Source organism: Streptomyces sp. URMC 126 (genome assembly GCF_051386555.1).
GTDB lineage: Bacteria > Actinomycetota > Actinomycetes > Streptomycetales > Streptomycetaceae > Streptomyces.
Window position 1 is genome coordinate 18,945 of the sequence record NZ_JBPQTX010000002.1, and the last position, 24,824, is coordinate 43,768.

At 72.6% G+C, this 24,824-nt stretch carries 14 protein-coding genes; 8 read left to right on the top strand and 6 right to left on the bottom strand.

Annotated features, from left to right (window positions below):
* Positions 1–201 precede the first annotated feature (201 nt).
* Entirely contained in the window at positions 202–600 is a 399-nt protein-coding gene (locus tag ACSNOK_RS00585; protein WP_436778521.1) for a MarR family transcriptional regulator, read from the top strand.
* Between the two features lie 279 nt (positions 601–879).
* Positions 880–3,900: a BTAD domain-containing putative transcriptional regulator gene (locus ACSNOK_RS00590; RefSeq protein ID WP_436778522.1), complete on the top strand. Its 3,021-nt coding sequence runs from the start codon at positions 880–882 to the stop codon at positions 3,898–3,900.
* A 58-nt stretch (positions 3,901–3,958) separates the two neighbouring features.
* Here the strand turns inward: ACSNOK_RS00590 and ACSNOK_RS00595 are convergent, their stop codons facing one another.
* Positions 3,959–4,171, bottom strand: a complete 213-nt coding sequence (locus tag ACSNOK_RS00595) for a hypothetical protein (RefSeq protein WP_436778523.1) — start codon at positions 4,169–4,171, stop codon at positions 3,959–3,961.
* A gap of 231 nt (positions 4,172–4,402) precedes the next feature.
* Between ACSNOK_RS00595 and ACSNOK_RS00600 the strand changes: the two genes are divergently transcribed.
* The 6 genes from ACSNOK_RS00600 to ACSNOK_RS00625 all read left to right on the top strand — a co-directional run bounded on the left by ACSNOK_RS00600 (position 4,403) and on the right by ACSNOK_RS00625 (position 13,480).
* Complete coding sequence (locus ACSNOK_RS00600) at positions 4,403–6,265, top strand: BTAD domain-containing putative transcriptional regulator (RefSeq protein ID WP_436778524.1); 1,863 nt, start codon at positions 4,403–4,405, stop codon at positions 6,263–6,265.
* A gap of 92 nt (positions 6,266–6,357) precedes the next feature.
* Entirely contained in the window at positions 6,358–9,657 is a 3,300-nt protein-coding gene (locus ACSNOK_RS00605) for a non-ribosomal peptide synthetase (protein WP_436778525.1), read from the top strand.
* 73 nt (positions 9,658–9,730) lie between these two features.
* Positions 9,731–11,131 (top strand): serine hydroxymethyltransferase, encoded by a 1,401-nt coding sequence (gene glyA / locus ACSNOK_RS00610; RefSeq protein ID WP_436778526.1) that lies wholly within the window; start codon positions 9,731–9,733, stop codon positions 11,129–11,131.
* Positions 11,128–11,811 (top strand): DUF2461 domain-containing protein, encoded by a 684-nt coding sequence (locus ACSNOK_RS00615; protein WP_436778527.1) that lies wholly within the window; start codon positions 11,128–11,130, stop codon positions 11,809–11,811. Before glyA ends, ACSNOK_RS00615 begins: the two co-directional genes overlap by 4 nt.
* Positions 11,808–12,899 carry a threonine aldolase family protein gene (locus tag ACSNOK_RS00620; RefSeq protein WP_436778528.1) on the top strand — a complete coding sequence of 364 codons (1,092 nt, stop codon included), beginning with the start codon at positions 11,808–11,810 and terminating at the stop codon, positions 12,897–12,899. The genes ACSNOK_RS00615 and ACSNOK_RS00620 overlap by 4 nt, the downstream gene beginning before the upstream one ends.
* 5 nt (positions 12,900–12,904) lie before the next feature.
* Positions 12,905–13,480, top strand: coding sequence for an N-acetyltransferase family protein (locus ACSNOK_RS00625; RefSeq protein WP_436778529.1), 576 nt, complete (start codon positions 12,905–12,907; stop codon positions 13,478–13,480).
* 64 nt (positions 13,481–13,544) lie between these two features.
* Here the strand turns inward: ACSNOK_RS00625 and ACSNOK_RS00630 are convergent, their stop codons facing one another.
* The 5 genes from ACSNOK_RS00630 to ACSNOK_RS00650 are packed head-to-tail and all read right to left on the bottom strand — an operon-like array spanning position 13,545 to position 24,727.
* Positions 13,545–14,678, bottom strand: a complete 1,134-nt coding sequence (locus tag ACSNOK_RS00630; RefSeq protein WP_436778530.1) for an acyl-CoA dehydrogenase family protein — start codon at positions 14,676–14,678, stop codon at positions 13,545–13,547.
* The gene (locus ACSNOK_RS00635) at positions 14,675–15,865 is read right to left on the bottom strand and encodes an acyl-CoA dehydrogenase family protein (RefSeq protein WP_436778531.1); all 1,191 of its coding nucleotides are present in this window, start codon (positions 15,863–15,865) and stop codon (positions 14,675–14,677) included. Before ACSNOK_RS00635 ends, ACSNOK_RS00630 begins: the two co-directional genes overlap by 4 nt.
* Before the next feature lie 15 nt (positions 15,866–15,880).
* A complete protein-coding gene (locus tag ACSNOK_RS00640; RefSeq protein WP_436778532.1) occupies positions 15,881–17,296 on the bottom strand; it encodes a condensation domain-containing protein in 1,416 nt (471 codons plus the stop codon).
* Positions 17,296–20,649: a non-ribosomal peptide synthetase gene (locus ACSNOK_RS00645; RefSeq protein ID WP_436778533.1), complete on the bottom strand. Its 3,354-nt coding sequence runs from the start codon at positions 20,647–20,649 to the stop codon at positions 17,296–17,298. The genes ACSNOK_RS00640 and ACSNOK_RS00645 overlap by 1 nt, the downstream gene beginning before the upstream one ends.
* Complete coding sequence (locus tag ACSNOK_RS00650; protein WP_436778534.1) at positions 20,642–24,727, bottom strand: non-ribosomal peptide synthetase; 4,086 nt, start codon at positions 24,725–24,727, stop codon at positions 20,642–20,644. The genes ACSNOK_RS00645 and ACSNOK_RS00650 overlap by 8 nt, the downstream gene beginning before the upstream one ends.
* Between the last annotated feature and the right edge of the window lie 97 nt (positions 24,728–24,824).

A 24,824-nucleotide genomic window follows, 5' to 3' on the forward strand; every position in this document is an offset into this window, starting at 1 on the left:
CGGGCCGGCCGGTGAACTGTGGCTGACCGGTTCGGGATCGGCGTTCGGGGGGTGTCATCAAGAAGCGGTACCGCACATTCCCCTCATGGGCAGCACATGGACATCGGTGCGGGTCACCTGTACGGTGCAGCAACGCGTGGCCGGGAGACGCAGCCTGATGGACGGGCGCCCCGTGTCGAAGTCCGGTGAAGGGGGCCGGCCGTGGTGCGTGTCGCGATACCCGATGAGGATGCCTGCGGTGGTACGAGCGCCGTCGACGTTCCGGGCCGCTCCGCCTTGGTCGCACTCCGTCCCGACGGCGGGTTCAACGCTCTGCTCGGCCATGTGGCGCAGCCCTTCGAACTGAGCGCCGCCCCGTGGCGGGTCGTGGACGCGGTGAGGGCCGTCCCGCAGTCCGTGTCGGGCGTTGCCCGGCTGACCGGCACCACTCGGCAGAGCGTGCGGCGGCTCGCCGACCTCCTGGTGGCGCGGAGCCTCGCCGTCCACCGTGTCCATCCCGCCGACCAGCAGGCCGGGTTGCCGGCGGTCATCGAGCCGGGGGGAGGCGGAAGTGATGTGCGGGACCGGGTACCGGTCACGCCGAGCCGGTTCGGAAGGTGAGCGGGAAACCGGGCGGCGAGTGCGAACTGCAACGCGAGGGAGGGTTGTTGCCCGACTTCTCGCGCGGGTTGAGCGTCGCCGCTCCGCGCCTCCGGTCCTGAGATGGGCGGACAGGGGGAACCACCGGTGGCCGCCGGCGACTCGGTGGCCGCGCTCGGCCCGAAATCGCCCCGGAAGCCCGCTGGTTGGTGTCCGAGCGGCACTCTTTTCTTGTTGTACCGTTACCGACCTGACTCAGGTCGCAGTCCGGGGGGACCGTTGAATCAGTTGGTTTTCAGAATGCTGGGGCCCCTGTTCGTCCAGGCCGACGGGGTCCCGCTCCGCATCAAGGGAAAGCGGCAGTCCACCGTTCTCGCGATGCTGCTGCTCTCGGCCGACCGGATCGTGTCCGTCGATACGCTCGTCGACGCGGTGTGGCCCGTTGCACCCCCGGCGACCGCCCGCAACCAGATTGCCATCTGCGTGGCGACCCTGCGCAAGACCTTCAAGGAGGTAGGGGAAAGCGAACTGCTGCTTACCTCCCCGCCCGGCTACGTCCTCGCCAGCGGCGAACATCGCATCGACGTCGTGGAGTTCCTGCACCAGGCCGAACGCGGCCGGGACGCCGCCCGGCTCGGGCGGGCCGAGGACGCCTGCGTCCTCCTGGAGGAGGCGCTCAGCAAATGGCGGGGTGCGGCTCTCGACGAACTCGCCGGGGAACGCATAGAAGCCGAGGCCACCCGGCTCGAACAACTCCGTCTTGATCTCATCGAGGAGCGCGCCGGCCTCATGCTGGAGTTGGGGCGGCACCGTGTGCTCACCGGCGAGCTCGGCGAACTGGTGGCTCGGCACCCGCTGCGGGAGCAGTCGCGTGAACACCTGATGCTCGCGCTGTACCGCTCCGGGCAGCGCGCCGAGGCCTTGGAGGTCTTCCGGCAGGGACGTCGGCTGCTGAACGAGGAGCTGGGTATCGAACCCGGCCCGCCTCTTCAGCAGTTGCACGACTTGATCCTGCACGACTCACCGGAGCTGACCCGGCCGCCGGCCACGACGGCCTCGGCGTCGGTCACCGTCCAGACCGTTCCCGCCCAGCTCCCCGCGGACATCCGGCGCTTCACCGGCCGGCAGCAGGAGCTGACCTCCCTCGACCGGCTGCTGAAGGAGCCGTACCACCCGCACGCCCCGGCCGTGGCAACGATCGTCGGCGTGGGCGGCGTGGGCAAGACCGCGCTCGCTGTCCACTGGGCGAGCCAGGCCGCCGAGCGCTTCCCCGACGGCCAACTTTTCGCCGACCTGCGCGGCTACGACGAGGAAAACCCGCCGGTCTCCCCGTCCGCCGTGCTCGACCGTTTCCTGCGCGCTCTCGGGATACCCGCCCCGCAAATTCCGGAGGAGCCCGACGAACGGGCGGCGCTCTTCCGTAGCCTGCTGAGTACCCGAAGAATGCTGATCCTCCTCGACAATGTGCGGTCGTTCACTCAGCTGAAACCCATATTGCCGGGCGGCGGCCGCAGTGTCGTCCTGGCCACCGGTCGGGAGGCTCTCGACGACGTCACCGGCGACTACACGGCCATGCGCATCCGGCTGCGGGTGCTGCCGCCGTCCGAAGCCACCACTCTGCTCACGAAGATCGCCGGTGCCGATCGCTTCGGCAGTGACCCGGTGGCCCTGGAACAGCTGAGCGCCCTGTGCGACTGCCTGCCGCTCGCACTGCGGATCGCCGGGGCTCGGCTTGCCGGCAAACCCGGTCTGACCGTGCGGGCTCTGGTGGAGCGCCTGCGCGACCAGCGGCGGAGGCTGGACGAACTGAGCCGGGAGGAGGGTGGGGTGCGGGCGGGCTTCCGCCTGACGTACCGCGACCTGACCCCGGAAGCCGCCTGCATGTACCGCAGGCTCGGGCTGCTGCGCACCGCCGACTTCGCGGCCTGGGTCGCCGCGGCCGTCGTGGACACGGACCTGTGGCACGCGGAGGAATTGCTCGACCAGCTCGTGGACGCTCAGCTGCTGGAGGCGGTCGACCCGGTACCGGGCCGGGCGGCGCGCTACCGCTTCCAAGACCTGCTCCAATTGTTCGCCCGGGAACGCGCGGAGACGGATGAGGCGGAGGAGGGATGTGACGCCGCGCTGGAGCGGGCTTTCGGGGCCTGGCTCTGGCTGGCCGAGGAAGCCCACCGGCGCCTGAACGGGCGGGAGTTCCCGGTCGGCCGGCCTCCGCAGCCGACGCCCGGCTTCCTGCAGGGCGCGGCGGACGAGCTGCTGGCGTCCCCGCTGGACTGGTTCGACTCCGAGCGTGCCGCCGTCACCGACGTGGTGGTGCACGCGGCCGAGACGGGCCGGGGCCGATACGCCTGCGCCCTGACCGAGAGCGCGGTGCCCCACTTCGAGACCCGCAACTACCTGGAGGACTGGCAGCGGTGCGCCGAGGCGTCCCTGTCTTCGGCCCGCCGTACCGGCGACCGGTCCGGCGAGGCCACGATGCTGCGGCTGCTCGGCTCGCTCGCCATCTACCAGCGGCGCTACGAACTGGCCGAGGGATGGAACATGGCCGCCCTGCGGCTGCTGCGGGAGACGGACGATGTCCACGGGGCGGCGCTCGCCCAACGGAACCTTGCCATGTGCGCCCGGTTCCCGGGCGACTGGGACCGGGCGCTGGGCCACTGCCGGGCAGCGTTGGACGGGTTCTCCGCGGCCGGGGACACCGGCAATCAAGCCCACCTGCTGGGGTTCCTCGCTCAGATCGAACTCGACCGCGGGCAGGTGGAGCGGGCGCTGCCGCTGGCGGTGGAGGCGGTGGAGCTGAGCCGCCGCGCGGGGTCGGTGCGCGCCGAGACGCAGAGCCTCTACCGGCTCGCCGAAGCACGGCTGCGCGCAGGCGAGTTCGATGAGGCCGCCGGGTCCTTTCTCGAGGTGCTGCAGCTGGCCCGCAAGGAAGGGGACCGGGTCGGTGAGGCCCATGGCCTGCGCGGGCTGGGCGAAACACAGTGGAGCCAGGGCCTGCTCCCGGCGGCCGGGCGCACGCTGAAGCAGGCCTTGGAGATCACTGAGGAGCTGGCCGACCGCTTCCTGTACGCGCGGGTCGAGACGGACCTCGGATGCGTCGATGCGATCGGCGGCGACCACGCGGAAGCCGTGGAGAGGTTCGAGCGGGCCCATGCCGCACTCGGGGAGGTGGGGGCTCAGCCCTGGCGGGCCGGCGTGATGCGGCTGATCACCGCGGTGGGCGGAGCGTCCGGGACGGGCGGCGGAGCCGCCGGAGCGCGGACGAAACGATCTTTCACGCCCAGGGCTTTGCGCCTGTTGCTGGCGGGCGGTTCAGACTGACGGACGCCTCCGCTGCGGGCTTCGCGGCTACGGGCGGCCTGGAACGGGAGACGCGGGATCATCCCCACGGCATGTCGTCGTCGGACGAACCCGGCGTCTCGACCGGCCTGACGATCCCCCAGGGCATGTCGTCCGCGTTCGTGACCGTGGCGGAGTGCGCGGTGACGCCCAGCCCGGCGCCGGCGCCCGTCATGAGCCCTGCCAGTACGGCCAGACCGGCCATCGTCGCCCGCTTCGCCCTCCGAGTACTGCCCATAGCGATTCCCCTCATCGGTGGACCGTATTGCCGCTTGCTGCGGTACGAACGGACAGTAGGGACGGCTCCTTTCGATCCCTTCTTCCACCGATTTCACGCGCCGGGACGCTCGTGAAATCGGCACGATATCGAGGAGATAACGTCTCCCTCTAGCGTTGTCGCAGATTCTTCCCATGAATCGCGAACGGGGGTGTCATGGAATTTCGAGTGCTCGGTCCCGTAGAGGTGCGCGACCGTGGAAGGAGGGTGCCGATCTCCGGCGCCAAGCTGCACACTGTGCTCGCCGCTCTCCTGCTGGCCCGGGGTGAGGTGGTCTCCGACGACCGGCTGAGCCGCCTGCTCTGGGGCTGGACGCCGCCGGTGACCGTCAGTGCCCAGCTTTACACCTATGTGTCCCGGCTGCGGAAAATTCTTGGCGATGACATACTCATTGACCGTAGGCCGCCCGGATATGCCATGGCGATAGGCGATTCCAGCGTCGATCTGATCGAATACGAGGAACTGGCGCGCACCGGGCGGGAAGCGCTGTCGGCGCAGGACCACGAAAAGGCCGGTGATCTCCTCCGGGACGCCTTGGCGCGCTGGAACGGGCCGCCGCTGGCGAACACGACCGAGTACCTGGCGGAAACCGAGGCACCCTGTCTGATGGAGGCCCGCGCCGCCACCCTGGAGCACCGGATCGCGGCTGACCTGGCACTCGGCCGGCACGAGCACATCACGGCCGAACTCACCGGACTGGTGGCTGAGTTCCCGCTGCGCGAGCGCATCCGCTGTCAGCTGATGACCGCGCTGTGCCGCAGCGGGCGCCAGGCCGACGCGATCCATCTGTACCACCACGGGCGGGTCGCGCTGGCCGAGGAGCTGGGTGTCGATCCGGGTGAGGAACTGCAGGCGACCTACCGGTCGCTGCTGGACGGTTCACTCGTACGCCTGTCGCGCGCAGGGGCCCCGGCTCACACGGCGTCGCGCCCGGAAGAGCGGGCCGCCCCGGCCGCGTCCGGTACTCACGACGACCGCTCCGCGGACGACGGTCGAGGGGCGGCGAACAGCGTCCCGGCGACGCTGCCCCCCGACACGGCCGACTTCACCGGCCGGAAGCGCGAGCTCGGTCTGCTACAACGGGCGCTCGCCCCGGACGCCGCCACCGCCGACCGGCCCCGCCGGGTCCTGGTGACCGGCATGGCCGGGGTCGGCAAGACCGCGCTGGCCGTTCACGCGGCCCACCGCTGCAAGCGATACTTCCCCGACGGGCAGCTGTACGCCGATCTGCGCGCCCCGGACGGAACCGAGTGGCCGGCCGGCAAGGTGCTCCTGCGCCTGTTGCGGGCCCTCGGGCTGTCCCCCGACGCGGACACCGCCGGCGACACCGACGAACTGGTCCGCCTCTACCGGGAGCACACCGGCGGCAGGAGCCTGCTCATCCTGCTGGACAACGCCGCGGGCGCCACACAGCTCGGCCCGCTGCTCCCCAACACCCCTGAGCCGGCGGTGCTCATCACCGGACGCACCGCGCTGCCCACCGTCGCCGGGGCGCACACCGTGGCCCTGGACCCGCTGGAGGACGGGCCGGCGCTCGAACTGCTGGCCGCCGCCGCAGGCCCTGACCGGATGGCTGCCGCCCCCGGCGCCGCCGCCGTGATCGTGGAGCACTGCGCCGGCCTTCCGCTGGCCCTGCGGATCGTGGGCACCCGCATCGCCGCACGCCCGCACTACGCGCCGGATCGGCTGGCCCAGCGGCTCGCCGACCCGGCCACCCGTCTGCGCGAACTGCACTCGGGCGACCTGGACGTGCACGGCGCGCTCTTGCCGTCGTGGCGAGCCCTGAGGCCGGAAGCCCGCCAGGTCTTCCCGGCCCTCGCCGGGCTGGGCCTCCGGCCGTTCCCCGCAGCGGACGCCGCGGCACTACTCGGTCGGCCCGAAGGGAACGCCGAACTGCTGCTGGAGGCCATGGCGGATGCGGCCCTGCTGGATGTCAGCGGCGCCGACGAGTTCGGCCGGCCCTGCTACCTCTTCCACCCGCTGGTACGGCTGTTCGCCCTCTCCCTGCCCGACGGGCTGGCGAGAGGCGAACCGGCGGGACGGACCCCGCGGGGCATAACCGGCGGCTAACCGGCCCGCCCTAGCCTCGCCCTGCCCCGCGGCGCGATGCCCCAACAGCACCCGTCCCGGTGAACCGACGTTACTGCGAGTGGAGTTGGATCATGACCGAGCTCTTGCACGGCCCCACCGGCAGCGCCGCCCGCGCCGCTTCTTTTCCCATGACCGAGACCCAGCAGGCACTGATGATCGGCCGGGGTGAGGGAGTCGAGCTCGGCAGCATCGGCTGCTACGGCTACTTCGAATGGGAGCGCGACGACCTGGACCCGGAGCGTTTCGCGACGGCCTGGCACCGCGTCGTCGCCCGCCACGACATGCTGCGCGCGGTCGGCCGGTCCGACGGCACGCAATATGTCCTCGAAGAGCCACCGGTCTATCGGATACCGGTCCTGGACCTCCGGGATGCCGAGCCGGCGGATGCCGGGAACCGGCTCGCCGAACTGCGTACGGAGATGAGCCACCAGGTTTTCCCGGTGGGCAGCTGGCCGCTGTTCGACCTGAGGATTGTGCGGCTGCCGGGGGAGGGGAACCCCAGCCGGATCCATCTGGGCATCGACCTCCAGGTGCTCGACGCCTCCAGCGCCTTCCAGGTCCTCTTCCCCGACCTGATCGACCTGTACGAGAACCCGTCCGCGGACCTGCCCTCGCCCGGCATCACCTTCGCCGAATACGCCCTGTGGCGCGCCGACACCCTGCCGCACACCGAAGCCTTCGGCGCGGCGCGCGACTACTGGCTGGAGCGCGTGCCCGAGCTGCCGCCGGCCCCCTCCTTGCCCGCCGGTGGCGGCCGCGACGGCGAGGTCCGCTTCGAGCGGCACGAGTACCGGCTCCCGCCCGCCGACTGGCAGCGGTTCCAGCGACTGGCGCGGGAGGCGGACGTGACCCCGTCGGTCCTGCTGACCGCCGCGTTTGCCGAGGTGGTGCGCTGCTGGGCGGAGGAAGCCGACTTCACCCTCAACTACCCCGTCTTCCAGCGCCCCCGGGTGCACGAGGACATCGACGGCGTCCTGGGCGACTTCACCAACGCCGTCCTGCTCACGGCGGACGGCTCCGGCGCCACCTTCCTCGACCGGACGCACGCGCTACGCGACCAGCTGAACCGGGACATGGCGCACGGGGCCTTCAACGGCGTCCGGGTGTTGCGGGAACTGACCCGGCTGCACGGCGCCGGCGCCCGGGCCGGGATGCCGGTCGTCGTCACCAGCCTGCTCGACTACCCCGCCCGCCGGCCGGTCGTCGACCTGGGCCGGGAGGTCTACTCGATCTCGCAGACCCCGCAAGTCTCCCTGGACGTCCAGCTGCGTGAGCTCGGCGGCGAGCTGCGCGTCATCTGGGACTATGCCGACGGTGCCTTCGCCCCCGGCTTCACCGAGGCCGCGTTCGGCGCCTACACCGCTCTGCTCCGGCGCCTCCTCGACGACCCGGACGGCCTGCGCACCGCGCGCTTCGACCTCATCCCGCCCGCCGAGCGCGCGCTGCGCCGCCGGATCAACGACACCGGGGGCCAGATCCCGTACACCACGCTGCACGAGCTGTTCGCCGGGCAGGTCGCCCGTACGCCCGGCGCCGAAGCCGTCGTCGACGCCACCCGCCGGCTCACGTACGCCGAACTCGCCACCTACGCATGGCGCATCGGCAACCGGCTGCGGCAGGACGGTGCGCGGCCCGGCGAGCTGATCGCGGTCGTGATGGAGAAGGGCTGGGAGCAGTACGCGGCCGTGTACGGCATCCTGGCCTCCGGCGCGGCCTACCTGCCGCTGGACGCTGCGGCGCCGCCGGAGCGGCTGCTCCGGCTGCTCGCCCGGGCGGGCGTGGACAAGATCCTCACCCAGTCCGCGCTGGAGCCGCGGATCAGCCGGCCGCCGAACGCGCTCTGCTACCGCGTCGACCAGGACTTCGAGGTGGGCGATGCCACCCGGCCTACCACCGCGCAGACTCCCGCCGACATGGCGTACACCATCTTCACCTCCGGCTCGACGGGCGAGCCCAAGGGCGTCATGGTGGACCACATCGGGGTGGTCAACCTGATCCAGGACGTCGCGAAGCGGTTCGCGGTCGACGCCTCGGACCGGCTGCTGGCCATCTCCGGACTCCACTTCGACGCCTCGATCTACGACGTGTTCGGAGTACTGACCCAGGGCGGCACGGTGGTGCTCCCGCCGCCCTTCACCCACGCCGAACCGGACGTCTGGGCCGACCTGGTCGCCGCGGAGGGCGTCACGCTGTGGAACTCCGTACCGGTGCTGATGGAACTGCTCGTCGGTGAGGCGGAGGTACGCGAACGAAGGGACGGCGGCCGGCCGCTGGAGTCGCTGCGGCTGTCGGTGCTCTCCGGCGACTGGATCCCGCTGACGCTGCCGGACCGGCTGCGCGCCCGGAGCCCCCGGGTCCAGGTCGTCGGATCGGGCGGCCCGACGGAGACCATCTGCTGGTCGCTGTTCCAGCCGATCGGCGAGGTGGACCCGGCCTGGACGAGTATCCCGTATGGCACGCCCCTCACCAACCAGCGCTACTACATCGTCGATGGCACAGCCCACGAGCGCCCGCTCGGCGTCGTCGGCGAGATGGCGGTCGCCAGTGACGTGGGCCTGGCGCTCGGATACTGGGGGGACGACGAGCGTACCCGCAGCCGTTTCATCCACCTGCCGGAGACCGGTGAACGGGCCTACCTGACCGGGGACCTGGGCCGCTACCTACCCGACGGCAGCATCGAGATCCTGGGGCGGGACGACTTCCAGGTCAAGATCCAAGGCCAACGCATCGAACTGGGCGAGATCGAGGCCGCCCTGCGCCAGGACGAGCAGGTCGCCTCCGCCGTAGTGGTCGCCCCGGCCAGCGCCCACGGCGTCCGGCGGCTGCACGCGTACGTCGTCGCACCCGGCGGCTCGGGCGAACGGATCCTGGCACGGCTCTCCGAGCAACTGCCGACGTACATGGTCCCGTCCGCGGTCACCGTGCTCGACGAGTTGCCGCTCACCCGCAACGGCAAGGTCGACCGCCTGCTGCTGGCGTCCACCGCCGGCGCCCGGCAGTCCGCCGACGATTTGACAGCGGCGGACGCCGACGCCGGGCCGGGCAACGCGCTGGAGCTGGTGCTCTGCGCGGCCGTGGGCGACATCCTCGGCATCGACCGCGTGGTGCCCGCCGACAACTTCTTCAAACTGGGCGGTGACTCGCTCAGCGGCACCCGGCTGGCCGGCCTCCTCCAGGAACTGCTGGGGGTGCCGGTGCCTGTGAAGACCGTGTTCCGCACCCCGGTCGTAGCAGAACTCGCGGCGAAGATCGCCGCCGACGAGGAGCACGGAGCGGGAGCGGTGGCAGTCGCGGAAGCGCTCGGCGAACTGTCCCCGGACGAGCACGAGGCGGCGGACGGGACGGCCGGCGACGGCAACCCACCGTGCTGACGGCACCGGTCCGCACCCGCGGTACGGCAGCACCGGCCCACCGCCGAACCATCCACTCCCGGAGGGAACAGCCATGACGTTCACCTTGACCGCGCCTATCGGCGCGCCGGCCGGGGGCCGCGGTCTGCCGGCCGGCGCGCCCGGACCGGACGGACCCGACCCCATCACCTTCGCCGGCCGTGCCGCCGCCCGGCTCCGGCAGACCGACGCGACGCTGTACGAACTGCTGAACCGCGAGGCGGCACGGCAGAACGACACCCTCATGATGGTCGCCGCCTCCAGCGTCGCCGATCCGTCGGTGCTGGCTTGCGGCGGCAGCACCCTCGGGAACCTCACCGCGGAGGGCTACCCCGGAGGCCGCTACCACGCGGGTTGCGGGGTGGCCGACGAGATTGAGCGGCTGGCGATCGAGCGCGCCTGCGCCGCCTTCGGGGCCCAGGACGCCGTCGTCCAGCCGCACTCGGGATCGTCCGCCAACCTCGCGGTTCTCACCGCCCTCCTCAGCCCAGGCGACACACTGCTCGGTCTGGACCTCGACTGCGGCGGCCACCTCACCCACGGCTCGCCCGCCTCGGTAAGCGGCCGCTACTACGATGCCAAGGGCTACCGGCTCACCCCGGAAGGCCTGCTCGACTACGACCGCATCCGCGAACTGGCCCTCACCCACCGGCCCAAGCTCATCGTCTGCGGTGCGAGCGCCTACCCCCGCAGCATCGACTTCGCCCGGTTCCGGAAGATCGCGGACGAGGCCGGTGCCTACCTCCTCGCCGACATCTCGCACATCGCGGGGTTGGTGGCCGCCGGGCTCCACCCCAGCCCCATCGACCACGCCCACATCACCACCACCAGTACCTACAAACAGCTGTACGGGCCGCGCGGCGGGCTCATCCTGCTCGGCCGCGACGCCCGCGCGGCGGGGCCCGAGCGCGGTACTCTCGCCGGAACCATGCGCCGGGCCGTGTTCCCCTTCACTCAGGGCACCCCCGACCTGGCGTCGGTCGCCGCCAAAGCCCGCGCCCTGCACTACGTGGCGAGTCCCGATTTCGCGAAACTCGCCAAGCGGCTGGCCGACGGCGCCCAAGCCATCGCCGAACGGCTCGCGAAGCGCGGCATGCGCCTGGTCACCGGCGGCACCGACACCCACATGGTGCTCATCGACCTGCGCGGCACCGGACTGACCGGGGATGTCGCCGAGGAGGCACTGGAGTCCTGCGGCGTCATCGTCAACCGCAACCGCGTCCCCGGGGATACCACTCCCGTGCGCACCACGAGCGGTCTGCGGCTGGGCAGCAACACCCTCGCGGCCCGTGGGATGGACCGCCCCGCCGCCGTCGCATGCGCGGATTTGGTGGCGGACGTGCTCGACGCTCTGCGGGCCGGCTCGGGCGTGCTCCCGGCGGCGGTACGCGCGACGGCACGTACCCGCGTCACCGAGCTCTGCACCCGCCACCCCCTGCCGGGGTACCTGTCGTGACGTTCAACGGATTCCCGCCCTCGGCGCTGCGCCTGTACGAGGACCTGGCCGCCGACAACACCACGCAGGCGTGGCGGCTGCGCCACCGCGCGGTGTACGAGAGCGACGTGCGGGCGCCCATGGAGGAACTCGCCGCCGAACTGACCGGCCTCTTCCCGCAGTACCCCGGCGGTGTGCGGCTGCTGGGCCCCGTCCGTGACACCCGGACGTCGCACGACAAGTCGCCGTACAAGACGTACCAGGGTGCCTGGCTCGACGTGCTGCCCGCCCTCGGTTTCTGGGTCCACCTGGACCGGGACGGGCTGTACGCCTCCGGGCGTTACTACCCGCGCGGTGCAGCCGAGGTCGCGCGCTACCGGGCCGCCGTCCAAGAGGAGAACGGCGGCGCGGAACTGGCCGCCCTCACCGGCCGGCTGACCGGAGTGGGCTTCTCCATCGGCGGAGACCGGCTCGTCTCCCGGCCGCGTGGCGTACCGGCCGACCACCCTCGGCTCGAACTGCTGCGTCACCGCAGGATCGACGCCGGCCGGCGCCTCGGCCCGGGCCCCGCCATCGGGTCGGCCCGGGCCGCCGCCTTCGTCCGCGAGACCTGGGAACTGGTGCGCCCGCTGCTCGACTGGGCCGCGATCCGCGGCATCACCCCGCAACCCCGAGACGGAGGGGCTGACCCCACCCCATGATCACGCTCCCCGTTGATCTGCGCAGCGACACCGTCACACAGCCCACTCCCGGCATGCGCAGGGCGATGGCGACCGCCGAGGTCGGCGACGACCTGTTCGGCGAGGACCCCACCGTCCGCGCGTTGGAGGAACGGATGGCGGAGCTCTTCGGCTTCCCGGCCGGGCTGTTCGTCCCCTCGGGCGTGATGGCCAACCAGATCGCGCTGCGCCTGCTCGCCGCGCCGGGCCAGGAGATCGTCTGCGACGCCGAAGCGCACATCCTCGCCCACGAGGAGGGCTCACCCGCCTGGTACGGCGGCATCCAGACACGCACCGTGTCCGGCGAGCGGGGGCTGCTGTCCCCCGGGGGGCTGGAGCGGATCCTGCGCCCCGGCAACGCCTACACCGTCGGCACCCGCGCGGTGGCCCTCGAACAGACCCACACCCGGGCGGGCGGCTCGGTCTACCCCCTGGAAACCCTGCGCGCGCTGCGACGGCTGACTGCGCGGTCGGGGGCGGCTGTGCACATCGACGGAGCGCGCATCTGGAACGCGCACGCCGCGACCGGTACGCCCCTGTCCGCCTACGGAGCACCGGTCGCGGACACGCTCGCTGTGTGCCTGTCGAAGGGCCTGGGCGCACCGGTCGGCTCCGTGCTGCTCATGGGCGCCGACCACCTGACGCGCGCACGGTCGTTGCGGCACGGCCTGGGAGGCGGCATGCGGCAGGCGGGCATCCTGGCGGCCGCCGGCCTGCACGCCCTGGACCACCACCTGGAGCGCATCGCCGAGGACCACGAGCACGCGTCGCTGCTCGCGGCGGGCTTGCGGCAGGCGGGCTGCTCGGTGCGGCCCTGCGAGACCAACGTCGTCCTCGTCGACACGCCCGGCGCCGAGGACGTCGTGAGACGGGCGGCGCGGGAGGGCGTAAGGGTGACCGCGCCCGGACCGGACCTGGTCCGGCTGGTCACCCACCTGGACGTCGGACGACGGGCATGCCGTCATGCCCTCGAGGTCCTGGCGACCGTGGTCCCCGACAGCGGCCGAGGAACGGGCAGTCCCGCGCAGGTGGAGCCCGTACAGCACTGGAAAGAGAGCGAAGTAGCCTGATGAATTTGGAAATCCTGCCGGCGACCGCCGAGCGATGGAACGATCTGCGGGCGGTCCTGCAGCCCCGGAAGAGCGCACACACCTGCTGGTGCATGGCCTGGCGGCTGACCACAGGCGACTACGGGCGGATGTCCGCCGAAGAGCGGGGCGCCCATCTGCGCTCTCTCGTCGAGGCGGCCGACCCGCCGCCCGGCGTGCTCGGCTACCTCGACGGACAGGTGGCCGGCTGGTGCAACGTGGCGCCCCGCCGGCAGTTGGACCGCCTCACCTCGTCGAAGACGATCCCGACGGTCGACGACTCCCCGGTGTGGTCGGTGACCTGCTTCGTCGTACGCAAGGAGTTCCGCGGCCGGGGCGTCGCGTCCGGTCTGCTCGACGGCGCGGTGGCGCACGCCCGGGCCAACGGCGCCCCTGCCGTCGAGGGCTATCCCGTGGACCCAGAGGGCGGCCGGGTCAACCCGACGCTGGCATACGTCGGCACGATGGAGATGTTCGAGCGGTCCGGCTTCCGGCGGGTGCGCAGGACCGAGGCGAAGAGCGACAAGCGGTACCGGTGGGTGATGCGTCGCGACCTGGGCTGACACGGCACAGAGCTGCTCCGGTGCCGGGGCTTCCGCAGGTCGGGAGCCCCGGCACCGTGTCGGCTCAGGAACCGTGCGCGGCGAGGTCCCACAGGTGCGTCGGCCGGCCGCAGCGCAGCGCCTCCCAGGCCGCCCGCCGGTAACATCCGGCCACGAGCCCGTCGCGCACCAGTCCTGACGCGCCATGCAGATGGACCGCGTCCCGGGTCACGTCCAGCGCGGTCTCCGCGGTCAGGGCGATGAGCCCGGCGGCCTCTCCACACGACAGCCGGTTCTCGTCGAGGTCCTTGGCGGCGTCCCCGACGGCCCAGCGGACGGCGTCGAGCCGCGCCAGGAGACCGGCCACCCGCAGCCTCGGCCCCTGGTGCTTCACCAGCGCCTGCCCGAACTGTCGGCGGCTCCTGATCCGGGACACCACAGCCGTCAGCGCGGCGGCGGTGATGCCGGCGAGCAGCGATGCCTGGTGCACGGCCGCCCGCAGCCCCACCCGGGCCAGTGCCTGTTCCGCCGCGAGGCCCCGCAGCAGCACGGACCCGACGGGTACGGGCGCGTGCTCGAAGACCGCTCCGGCGACGGCTCCACCGCCATGGGTGCGCAGCGGGCGCACTTCGACCCCGCCGGTCGGCAGCTCCACGAGCGCGACGCAGGGCCCGTCCGGCCCGGAGGCAGGGACCAGCAGCGCGCCCGGCGCCACCCCGGCCGCGAACGGCCCGCCGGAGCCGTCGAGCACGATGCCGCCGCCGTCACCGTCGGGTTTCCACGCGATGCCGGGCGGTACGCTGCCCCGCGGGTCGGGCAGCCGGCCCGGCACCGCGATCGGGTGGGTGCCCTCCCGTACCCGGTCGAGGAGACCGTCGAGCCCCTCGGGGGCGAACGGACCGAGCCCGGAGAGCAGGTCGAGGGCGAGCAGGGTGTCGGCCAGCGGGACGGGCTGCATCGCGTTGCCGCCCTCCTCGCACACCATGGCGGCCACGGCCTGCCCGAGGTCGAGGCCGTCCATGCCGATGGGCAGCGCGAACTCCCACGCGCCCACCTGGGTCAGGGCCTCCCAGGCGTGCGCGGGGGTACTGGCGTCCCTCTCCAGCCCCTGGCGCACGGTGAGCCGCAGCCGGTGGAAGAGGGAGTCCTCCGCCTCGCGCTCGCGCCACCGCTCGACGGGCGCCCCGCTGCCGGCTCCCCGCTGTGTTCCCTGTGTCACGGCCGTACCTCCGCCCCTGAGTCGAGACGCAGCCGGGCCAGCGTCTCCAGCATCATTTCGGCGGTGCCGCCGGATATCCGCATCCCGGGGGCCTCGCGCATCGCCGAGTCCAGTGGATGTGCCACCCCGTCGGTCCCCGGGTCGTCGAGGGTCATGCTGTGGTCGCCGTCGAGCTCGGCGGCCCACCAGGCCACCTCGGCGGCCAGTTCGGTGGTGTACCACTTGGCCGCGGCCGCCTCGTCCTCGTTGAGCTCACCTCGGTCCAGCCTGGTCAGCACGCGCCGTACGAGCGTGCCGGCGGCGAGCAGCCGGGCATTGAGCTTGGCCAGACCGATGTGGTCGTGCTGGCCGGCCTCCAGCCGGTCGGTGTGGCCCTCGAGCCGTTCGACGGCGGCCCGGTACCAGCGCAGCGCCTTGACGTAGTAGTCGAGTCCGGTGCGCTCGAAGGCGAGGGTCCTGACGACGATCGCCCATCCCTGGCCGATGGACCCCACTACGTCGTCGGTGGTGACGGCCACGCCGTCCAGGGTCACCTCGTGGAAGGCGTCGTCACCGATGCCCGGGATGGCCTTGATCGTCACACCTTTCCGGGCCAGCGGGACCAGGAACAGGCTGAAGGCGTCGTTCTCGCCGCGCGCCAGGCACAGGCCGTAGTCGGCGAGGCCCGCGAACAGCGAGTGGACCTTGGTGCCGTAGAGCTTGTATCCGCCGTTCCCGTCGGAAACGGCGCGGGTGGACAGGATGTTGAGGTCGGACCCGGCCTGCGGTTCGCTGAAGAGCACGCAGCCGAAGGCCGTGCCGGCCGCGAAGCCCGGCAGGTGTTTCGCCTTCATCGCGGGACTCGCCACATTGAGCAGAGTGGAACCGACGATCTGTACCGTCAGGGTGTGCAGCAGGTCGGGCACGTCGTGCATCGCCAGCTCCTCGACGAGTACGGCGGCCGCGACCTGGCTGACCCCGCGGCCGCCGTACTCCTCGGGCCACTGCGGGGCGAGCAGGCCGGCCTCGCCCAGGGCCCGGTGAACGGGGCGGGGGTCCCTCGTCCGCCGGGCGGCGGCGACCGGGGCGGACACCAGGACGTCGTGGATCTCCTCGCGGAGGGCGCTCATCGGCGTGCGGGGCACGCCGTCGCCGCTGCGGACGAACCCGCAGTCGGCGGGTGCCCGGTAGAACTCGGTGGTGAGCACGGATACTCCCAGGGGCTAGCGGGTGATCCCGGGGGCGGTGGGGGAGGCGAGGGCTCGCCGCAGGACGTCCTCGACGCCGCCGAGCAGCGCCTTCACGTCCTCGGGTGCGGTGGTCCGACGGTTGAACTCGGCGGTGCCACCGATCTCGCCGTCGCGTTCGACCAGGCCGATGCAGGCGGAGGTCGCGGCGGGGTCGGGACTGTACAGCTCCAGGTGACGGGCGGGCGGTCCGGGCAGCCCGCTCGCCTCGATTCCGGGGAGTTCGAAGGGCACGGCGGGGTAGTTGTGGAGCGCGAACAGGACGCTGTACGGCTGTGCCCCGCCGGTGCACAGCACGTCGACGGGCAGCCGCTGGTTGCTCAGGGCTTCGGCGACCGCCGCTCGGGCGCGGCGCAGCAGCTCCGGGAACGACGGCTTCCCGGAAAGGGCGATCCGGACCGGGACCACCGTGGTGAACTGTCCTACGGCCCCTTCGAGTTGTGTGGCAAAGCGGCCGGCGGCCGGGGTGCCGACCACGACGTCCGTTCCCCCCTCACGGCGGGCCAGCACCACCGCGAGCGCGGCGAGCAGCGTCATGAAGGGCGTGGCCCCCTCGGCGGCACCGAGGGCCAGCGCCGCGTCGAGCGGGCTTCCCGGTCCGCGGCCGAGCCGCACCGCAAGGTGCCCCCGCTCGAATCCGCCCGGCGCGGGCGGCGCCGCGGGCGCGCCCGCCAGCCCGGCCCGGCGCCGGGCCAGTTCGGTTGCCCCGTCCGGTGAGGCCAGCCAGCGCCACTGCCAGTCCGTGTAGTCCGTGAACTGCAGCTCCGGCGGGGCGAGGGACTCCGGTCCGTCCCGGTAACCGGCCGCCAGGTCGGTCAGGAATACCCCGGACGACCAGCCGTCGAAGACGGCCAGGTGCGAGGCGAGGACGAGGACATGCTCGTCCGGACCGAGGCACAGCAACCGGAACCGGCTCGTCCGCCCGTCCTCCGGTGACAGTGCAGTCCCGGCGCTCTCGGTGATCTCGCGCCGTACGGCCTTCCGTCGCGTCGCCTCCGAGTGGCGCGTGAGGTCCGTCCGGGCCAGCCGCAGACGGGGCGTGTCGTCCACGGTCAGCAGCGGCCCCGCACCGTCCGGGGAACCGGAGATCCTGCATCGCAGCGCCTCGTGCCGTGCCAGCACGCCGGTGAGCGCCTCGCGCAACCGCCCGTGGTCGAGGCGCCCGGTGAGACGAACGGCGTGCGACCCGGTGCCGGTGCCCGGCCGGTGCCGCTCCCACCGGAGCAGCCGGGCCTGGAGGGCGGTCGCGGGGACCGGCCCCGCGCCCGAGCGCGGAGCCGGGCGGGCGGGGACGGGGCGCCTGGAGGCGAGGAGCAGCCGGGCCAGTTCGCGCTTGGCCTCCGGTAGCGCGGCGAGCGCCCGATCGACGCCGGTATCGGTTGGCGCGGCCATCAGGTGCCGTCCGGATTCTGCAGGGAGCCGAGCAGCGCGGCCGCCTCGTCGTCACTCATGCTCTCGATCCGGTCGAAGACCGCCAGGAGCCGGTCCTGTTCGCCGGCCGCCTCGGCCCGCGCCCTCCGGACGAGTTCCGCGAGACCCGCGACGGTGGGGTGCCCGAAGAAGTCGGCGAGCGCGATATCGATGCCGAACACGGCGCGTACCCGGGACACGACGATGGTGGCCTGCAGCGAGCTGCCGCCCAGGGCGAAGAAGTCGCCTTCGACGTCCGGGTTCGACCACTCCAGCAGCGGTGTGAGGATGTCGCGGCAGATCTGCTCCTCGATGGCGTCGCGGGGAGCCGTGCCGCCGACGGACTGGTCGGCGGGCAGCGGCAGCGCCGCGGTGTCGACCTTGCCGTGCGGGGTGAGGGGCAGCTCCTCCAGCACGATCACGACCGGCACCATGTAACCGGGGAGCCGCGAGGCGGCGTAGGCGCGCAGCCCCTCGGCGTCGGCGACCTCTGAGGCGTAGGCTCCGACCTGCTCGACGGTGACGTACGCGACGAGCATCCGCTCGCCGCCCGCGGCCGGCCGGGCCACGGCGACCGCCTGCTGCACGGAGGGGTGCCCGACGAGGACCGCCTCGACCTCACCCGGTTCGATGCGGTGGCCGCGCAGCTTCAGCTGGCGGTCCGTGCGGCCGAGGAACTCCAGGTTCCCGCCCGGCAGCCAGCGCACCAGATCACCGGTGCGGTAGAGGCGCTCGGTTTCGGGCCCGTCGGCGTACGGGTTGGTGACGAAACGTTTCGCCGTCAGCTCCGGCCTGCCCAGGTAGCCCCGGGCGATGCCGGGGCCCGCCACGCACAGCTCCGCGGGCACCCCCGGCGGTACGGGACGCAGCCGCTCGTCGAGGACGAACGCCTGGTGCCCGGGCATGGGGCGGCCGATGGGCGGATTGCGGTCGTAACTGCCGGTGCAGTCCATCAGGGTGACGGCCACGGTGGCCTCCGTGGGACCGTAACCGTTGACGAAGCGGCGCTCGCCCGCGGTCCACTCGGCCACCAGCTTGCCGGGGAACGCCTCGCCGCCGACGGACACCAGGCGCAGACCGGGCAGGCGCCGTGGGTCGAGCAGCGGCAGCAGGGCGGGCGGCAGCTCCGCTACCGTCACCCCGTCGTCCTCCAACCGCGCTTGCAGCAGAGCGGGGTCGCGGCGCTCGTGGTCGGTGGCGATGACCAGTTCGGCACCCGCCAGCAGGGTGGCGAAGACCTCGAAGACGGATACGTCGAAGGTGAGCGGGGCGAAGTGCAGCACTCGGTCGCCGGCGCCGATCTCGTATGCCCGCGCGATGGCTCGGGAGAAGTGGGCCACCGAGCGGTGCTCGATCATCACGCCCTTGGGGGTGCCGCTGCTGCCGGAGGTGTAGAGCACGTACGCGAGGTCGGCGGGGGAGGAGGACGGTGCCAGCGACGGCACCTCGCGCACCGGGGCGGTGGAGCCGGTCGTGACGAGTTCCAGAGGCGCGGGCAACTCCGCCGCGTCGTCCACCAGCGCGTGCCGCACGCCCGCGTCGGCGAGCACGGTCCTGGTGCGCTCGGCGGGTGCGGCCGGGTCGACGGGGACGTAGTGCGCGCCTGCCTTCAGGGTGCCGAGCAGGGCCGCGACCGCCGCGGGGCCGCGCTCGAGGCAGACGGCGACAGGGTCGCCGTGCCGCACGCCGCGGTCGCGCAGGCGGTGGGCGATCGCCTCCGACCAGCGATCCAGGGCCGCGTAGTCGAGCGTCGTCGCACCGTCGCGGACGGCGACGGCATCCGGCTCAATGGTGGCCCGCTCGCGAAAGGCCCGGTCGAGTGTGGTGGTCCAGGCGGTCTCGTCGACGGGGCCGCCCCGGGACAACTCGCGGGCGTGCCGGGAGGCGGCCGGCTCCTCGACCAGACTGAGCTCGCCGATCCGCCTGTCGGGGTCCTCAGCGACCTGCTCGATGACGCGCCGGAAGGCGGCGAGGATCGCGGAGGCCGTTCCGTGCCGGTAGAGCGAGGTGTTGTACTCCAGGGACAGCTCCAGCCCGTCGTTCTCACCGACGAGGAAGCTCATGTCGAACTTGGCCGCCCCGTCGTGCAACTGCTCGACGGCGAACCCGACACCACCGGCCTCGGTCGAGTGCGTGCCCCAGCGGCCGAGCGAGGTGAACTCGATCTGGAACAGTGGGTGGCGCAGCGGGTCGCGGACCGGCCGCACGGCATCGACGACCTGCTCGAAGGGCAGTTCGCTGTTGGTGAAGGCGTCCATCACGGTGTTCGCGGTGCGTGCGACGAGTTCGCGGAAGGTCAGGCCGTCACCCACCTCCGTGCGCAAGGTGATCATCTGGACGAAGCAGCCGATGACCCGTTCCAGGTCGGGGTGCGGACGGGAGGCGCTCGCCGTGCCGACGACGATGTCCTCGGTGTGCGCCCAGTGCCGCAGCAGCGCGTTGAACGCGGCGAGCAGCGTGGTGAAGACGGTGGTGTCGGAGCCCTCCGCCACCTCCTTCAGCCGGTCCAGCAGTTCCCGCTCCAGCGTGAGCGTCAGCCCGCGGCCGTCACCGCGGGTCTCCGGGCTGCGCGGATGGTCGGGCATCACCTCGGTGGCCGCGGCGCCCGCGAGCAGTTGCCGCCACTTGTCGGCCAACGCCCCGCGGTGTTCCGCGTTGTCGAGTTTGGCGCGCTGCCAGGCGGCGAAGTCGGCGTACTCGACGGGCGGGGAACCGGCCTCCGGGCGCCGGCCTCGGGCGGCGTCCGCGTAGCAGGAGGTGAGCTCCTCGGTGAAGATGCGCGTGGAACCCGGATCCCACACCACGTGATGGACCACCCACAACAGGACGTGCCGGTCGGGACCGAGGCGGACCAAGTGGGCCCGCACGGGCGGGGCGGCGGCGAGGTCGAAGGGCGCCGACGCGCAGGACGCGGTGAGCTCGGCGAGCTCCCCTTCCGGATCGTCGCTGTCGGCGAAGTCACTGGTCCGCACACCGAGCACGAAGGCCGGGACGGGCTCCTGCCACGGCACCCCGTCCACTTCGACGAGCTTGCTGTGCAGCACCTGGTGGCCGGCGACGACGGCGTTGAGCGCCTCGTGGAGCGCGGCCCGGTCGAGCGGCCCGTCCAGGCGTATGGCCAGGGCTATGTTGTTGCGGGCCTTGCCCGCGCCCAGCCGGTCGATGAACCACATCTGCTCCTGCTGGAAGGAGGCGCGAGAGCGCGGTCCGTGGTCGGTTCGCTTGAGTTCGTTGCGGTGACCGACACCGGCGGTCACCTGGTTGCGCATCCGGCCCAGCAGTCGGGAGCGCTGCCCCTGGGGCAGCCGGCCGAGACGTTCGGCGAGGTCAGACATGAGTTCCTCCGTTGCGGTGCAACTCGGCCAGCAGTGCGGCGAGCCGGTCCGGCAGATGTTTGGCGAAGTAGTGGCGGCCACCGGGGATCACGGCGAGCCGGAGGTCGCGGGCGTACCGGCCCCAGGCGCGGTGACCCTCCTCGTAGCCCTTGGTGGCGTCGTCGGCGTCGCCGATGACACAGGTGAGCGGGGTGACGAGCGGCTGGTCGTATCCGTCGGGGGTGCGGGCGAAGAAGCGGGCGGCCTCGGTCATGTCATGCCGGACCATGCGGAGCACGGCCGACAGGTCGTTGTCGTCGAGGACGCCGTCGAAGCCGTCCATGGCGGTGAGGTAGCCGACGAGGTCGTCGTCGGTGGAGACGCGCTCCATCTCCAGTGCGAAGCCGGGATCGTCCTCCGGCAGGGCAGCCGCGAGGTGGAGGGCCACCGGCCGCAAGCCGTCGCGCTCCAGCACCCGGGTGGTCTCCAGGGCCGTGACCACTCCCGCACAGTGTCCGTAGACGGCGAACGGCCCGGTGACGTCTCGGGCGATCTCGCGGGCGGCGAGCTCGGCGAGGTCGGTGACCGGGAGCATCGGTCCCGGGTTGAGCGGGTCGTGCCCGGGAGGGGCCAGGGCCAGCAGCTCGATGTGCGGCGGGAGATGCGCGGCCAGCGGCCGGTAGGCGATCGCGTCGCCGCCGCCGTGCGGGAAGCACACGAGGGTGAGCGGGGCGGGGACGCCCGCGGAGGGGGGAGAGAGCCGGTGCAGCAGTCGGTGCGGCGCCGCCGTGCCCCCGCCGCTCCGGCCGGTCAGCTCGGCGGCGCGGGCGGCCAGACCGGCGGAGGTGGGGTTGCTGAAGAGGTCCACCACCCGCAGGCCGCCCGCACCCGGCAATACCTCGGCGACGGCCCGCACCGCCCGGACGGCGGCGAAGGAGTCCCCTCCCAGGGCGAAGAAGTCGTCGTCCACCCGCACGTCCGGCAGACCGAGGACATCGGCCCAGACGGCCGCGACGCGCCGAGCCGCCGGGTCGCGTTCCACGCGTGCGGGGATCGCCGCGGGCGCCGCCGCGGCGCGCGGCTCGGACAGCGCCGCGCGGTCGACCTTGCCGTTGGGACTGAGGGGCAGCCGCTCCAGCACGACGATTTCAGCCGGTACGCAGTGCGGCGGGAGTACCGCGCCCAAGGCCGCGCGCAGTGTCGTCGGGTCCGGACCGGCTTCCTCCTTCTCGGGGACGACATAGCCGGTCAGCCGGGCCGAGCCGGCGGCCTGCCGGGCGACGACGACCGCGTCGCGAACGCCGGGCCGGTCGCGCAGGGCGCTCTCCACCTCGCCGGGCTCGATGCGCAGCCCGTTGAGCTTGATGCGGAAGTCGGTGCGCCCGAGGAGCTCGACGGTTCCGTCGGGCCGGTAGCGGGCCAGGTCGCCGGTGCGGTAGAGCCGTTCGGTGCGCCCCGGCGCCAGCTCCACGTGCACGAACTTCTCCGCCGTCAGCTCCGGCTTGCCCAGGTAGCCGCGGGCCAGTCCGACGCCGCCGAGGTGGAGTTCGCCGGGGACACCGACCGGGACGAGCCGATCGGCCGGATCGAGGATGTACGCGCGCTGGTTCGCCATGGGGCGGCCGTAGGGCAGCTTTGTCCAGCCGGGCTCGACGTGGTCGACGCGGTATTCCATGGAGTGTATGGACGCTTCGGTCGCCCCGCCGAGCGCGGCGAAAGCCACTCCGGGAGCGAAGGCCCGCAGCCGGTCCGGCTGGGTCACGGGAATCCAGTCGCCGCCGAGGAAGGCGGCGCGCAGGCCCGGCAGTGCGGGCCCCGAGGCGTGCTCCAACTGGTCGAGCAGGAGGCCGAGCAAGGCAGGCGCGGAGTTCCATACGCTCACGCCGTGCCGCTCGGCGAGCTCGGCCCAGTGGGCCGGGTCCTTCGCCGCGACCGGGTCGGGAAGGACGATGGTGCCGCCGGCGGCGAGCATGCCGAGCGTCTCGTACACGCTCATGTCGAAACTCGGCGAGGACAGCGCGAGAACCGCGTCGCCCGGCCCGATGCCGTAGGAGCGGTTCAGGTCCAGCAGGTTGTTCACGACGCCGCGGTGCTCCAGCGCGATGCCCTTCGGGGCCCCGGTGGAGCCGGAGGTGAAGATGACGTACGCCAGGTCCCGGGACGTGACCGGCACCGCGGGCCGGTCCGCCGGCAGCGACTCCAGCCGCCGCCGGTCGGCGTCCGGCAGGATCCGTGTGATGCCTGGGTCCAGCGGCAACCGGCCGACCAGTTCCGCGTCGGAGACCACGATCGGCGGTGCCGCGTTCCGCAGCAGCAGGCCCAGGCGCTCGGCCGGGTACTCGGGGTCGAGCGGCACGTACGCCGCGCCCGCCTTGAGCACCGCGAGGATCGCGCTCACCAGCCCGGGGCCGCGGCGCAGGCACAGCGCGACGGTGCGATCCGGCCCCGCCCCCGCCTCGGTGAGCCGATGGGCGAGCCGGTTGGCGCGCTGCTCCAGCTCCCGGTAGGTGACGGTCCAGCCGTCCAGCCCCCCGCAGACGACGGCCGCGGCGTCCGGGCGCCGGTCGGCGTGCTCCTCGAACAGGTGGTGCAGGCAGGCGTCCTGGGGGAAGGGCGCGCGGGTGGCGTTCCAATCGTTCAGGACGGCGCGCCGCTCCGGCTCGGTGAGCAGTGGCAGGGCCGACAGCGGCGCGCCGGGCCGCTGGACGGCGGCTTCGAGGGTGGTGAGGAAGTGGCCCAAGAGCCGGTCGATGGTCGTGGCGTCGAAGAGATCGGTGGGGTACTCCACCAGGGCGCGCGCGGTGCTGCCGTTGTCGTGGACGCTGATCATCAGGTCGTACTTCGTGGCGCGGGAGGAGAAATCGATGGGCTCGGTCTCCAGGCCCGTGAGGCCGGGCGCGGTGTCCGGGGTCTCGTCCAGCAGGAACATCACCGAGGTGAGCGGCGGCCGGCTGGGGTCGCGCGGCAGTCCGAGCGCGTCGATGATCAGGTCGAACGGCAGCTCCTGGTGGGCATAGGCCTGGAGGGTGGTGTGCCGGGTGGAGCGGACCAGCTCCGCGAAGCCCGGGTCGCCACCCGTTCTGATGCGCAGCGGGAGGGTGTTGACGAAAAAGCCGATCAGGTCGCTGAAGGCGGGGTGGTCGCGGCCGGAGACCGAAGTGCCGACGACGATGTCCTCTTGCCCCGTCCAGCGGCGCAGGGTCGCGGCGAATCCCGCCAGCATCGTCATGTAGAGGGTGACGCCCTCGGACCTGCCGAACTCCCGCAGCCGCGCGATCAGGCGGGGCGGCAGGTCGACGTACCGTGAGGCTCCCGCATGGCCGAAGACCGGTGGGCGGGGCCGGTCGGTCGGCAGGTCCACGGGGGCCGCGCCGCCGAGTTCCTCGCGCCAGAAGGCGGTGAGCCGCTCCAGCCGGTCGCCGCTGATGCGACGGCGCTGCCAGGCGGCGAAGTCCGCGTACTGCAGGGCGAGTCGGGGCGGTGCTTCGTCTTTCCTGCCCGTGCGGATCGCGTAGGCGCGCTCCAGCTCCGTCGACAGCAGCCGCATCGACCAGCCGTCGGTCACGATGTGATGGAGGTTCAGCACCAGGACGTGGTCGTCGGCGGAGAGCCGGGCGAGCGAGGCGCGCAGCGGGACGGCGCCCGCGAGGTCGAAGGGGGCCGCCGCGTCGGCGTCGTAGAAGGCCCGGACGGCGTCCTCGTCCGGTAGGTCGGCTACCGGCAGGGGCAGCCGGTACCCGTCGATCACCCGGGGCACGGCCTCGGCGGCGTCGGGCACGTCCCGGTAGACGGTTCGCAGCACCTCGTGCCGGTCCACGACGTCCTGGAGGGCGCCGTGCAGGGCGGTGACGTCGAGGGGACCGCGGATGCGGGTGGCGACCGGCACGTTGTACGCCGGGCTGCCCGGCTGGAGCTGGTCGATGAACCACAGGCGGCGCTGGGCGAAGGAGAGCACCGGCGCCCCGGCGGGGTCCCGGGGCGCCGGCTCGGGGTCCTCCCGTACGGCGGCGCGCCCGCCGGTGCGGCCCGCGAGGGCCTGGAACAGTGCCCGGCGGGACTTCGGCAGTGCGGCTATGCGTTCGGCGAGGGACTCGCTCACCTTGTGCCTCCGTGCGTCTGGTGGAGAGGAATACAGCAAGGGGGGAGGGGCGCGACCGGTACGCCGTCGGGGTCCTGCCGGGCGGGCGCGAACCACG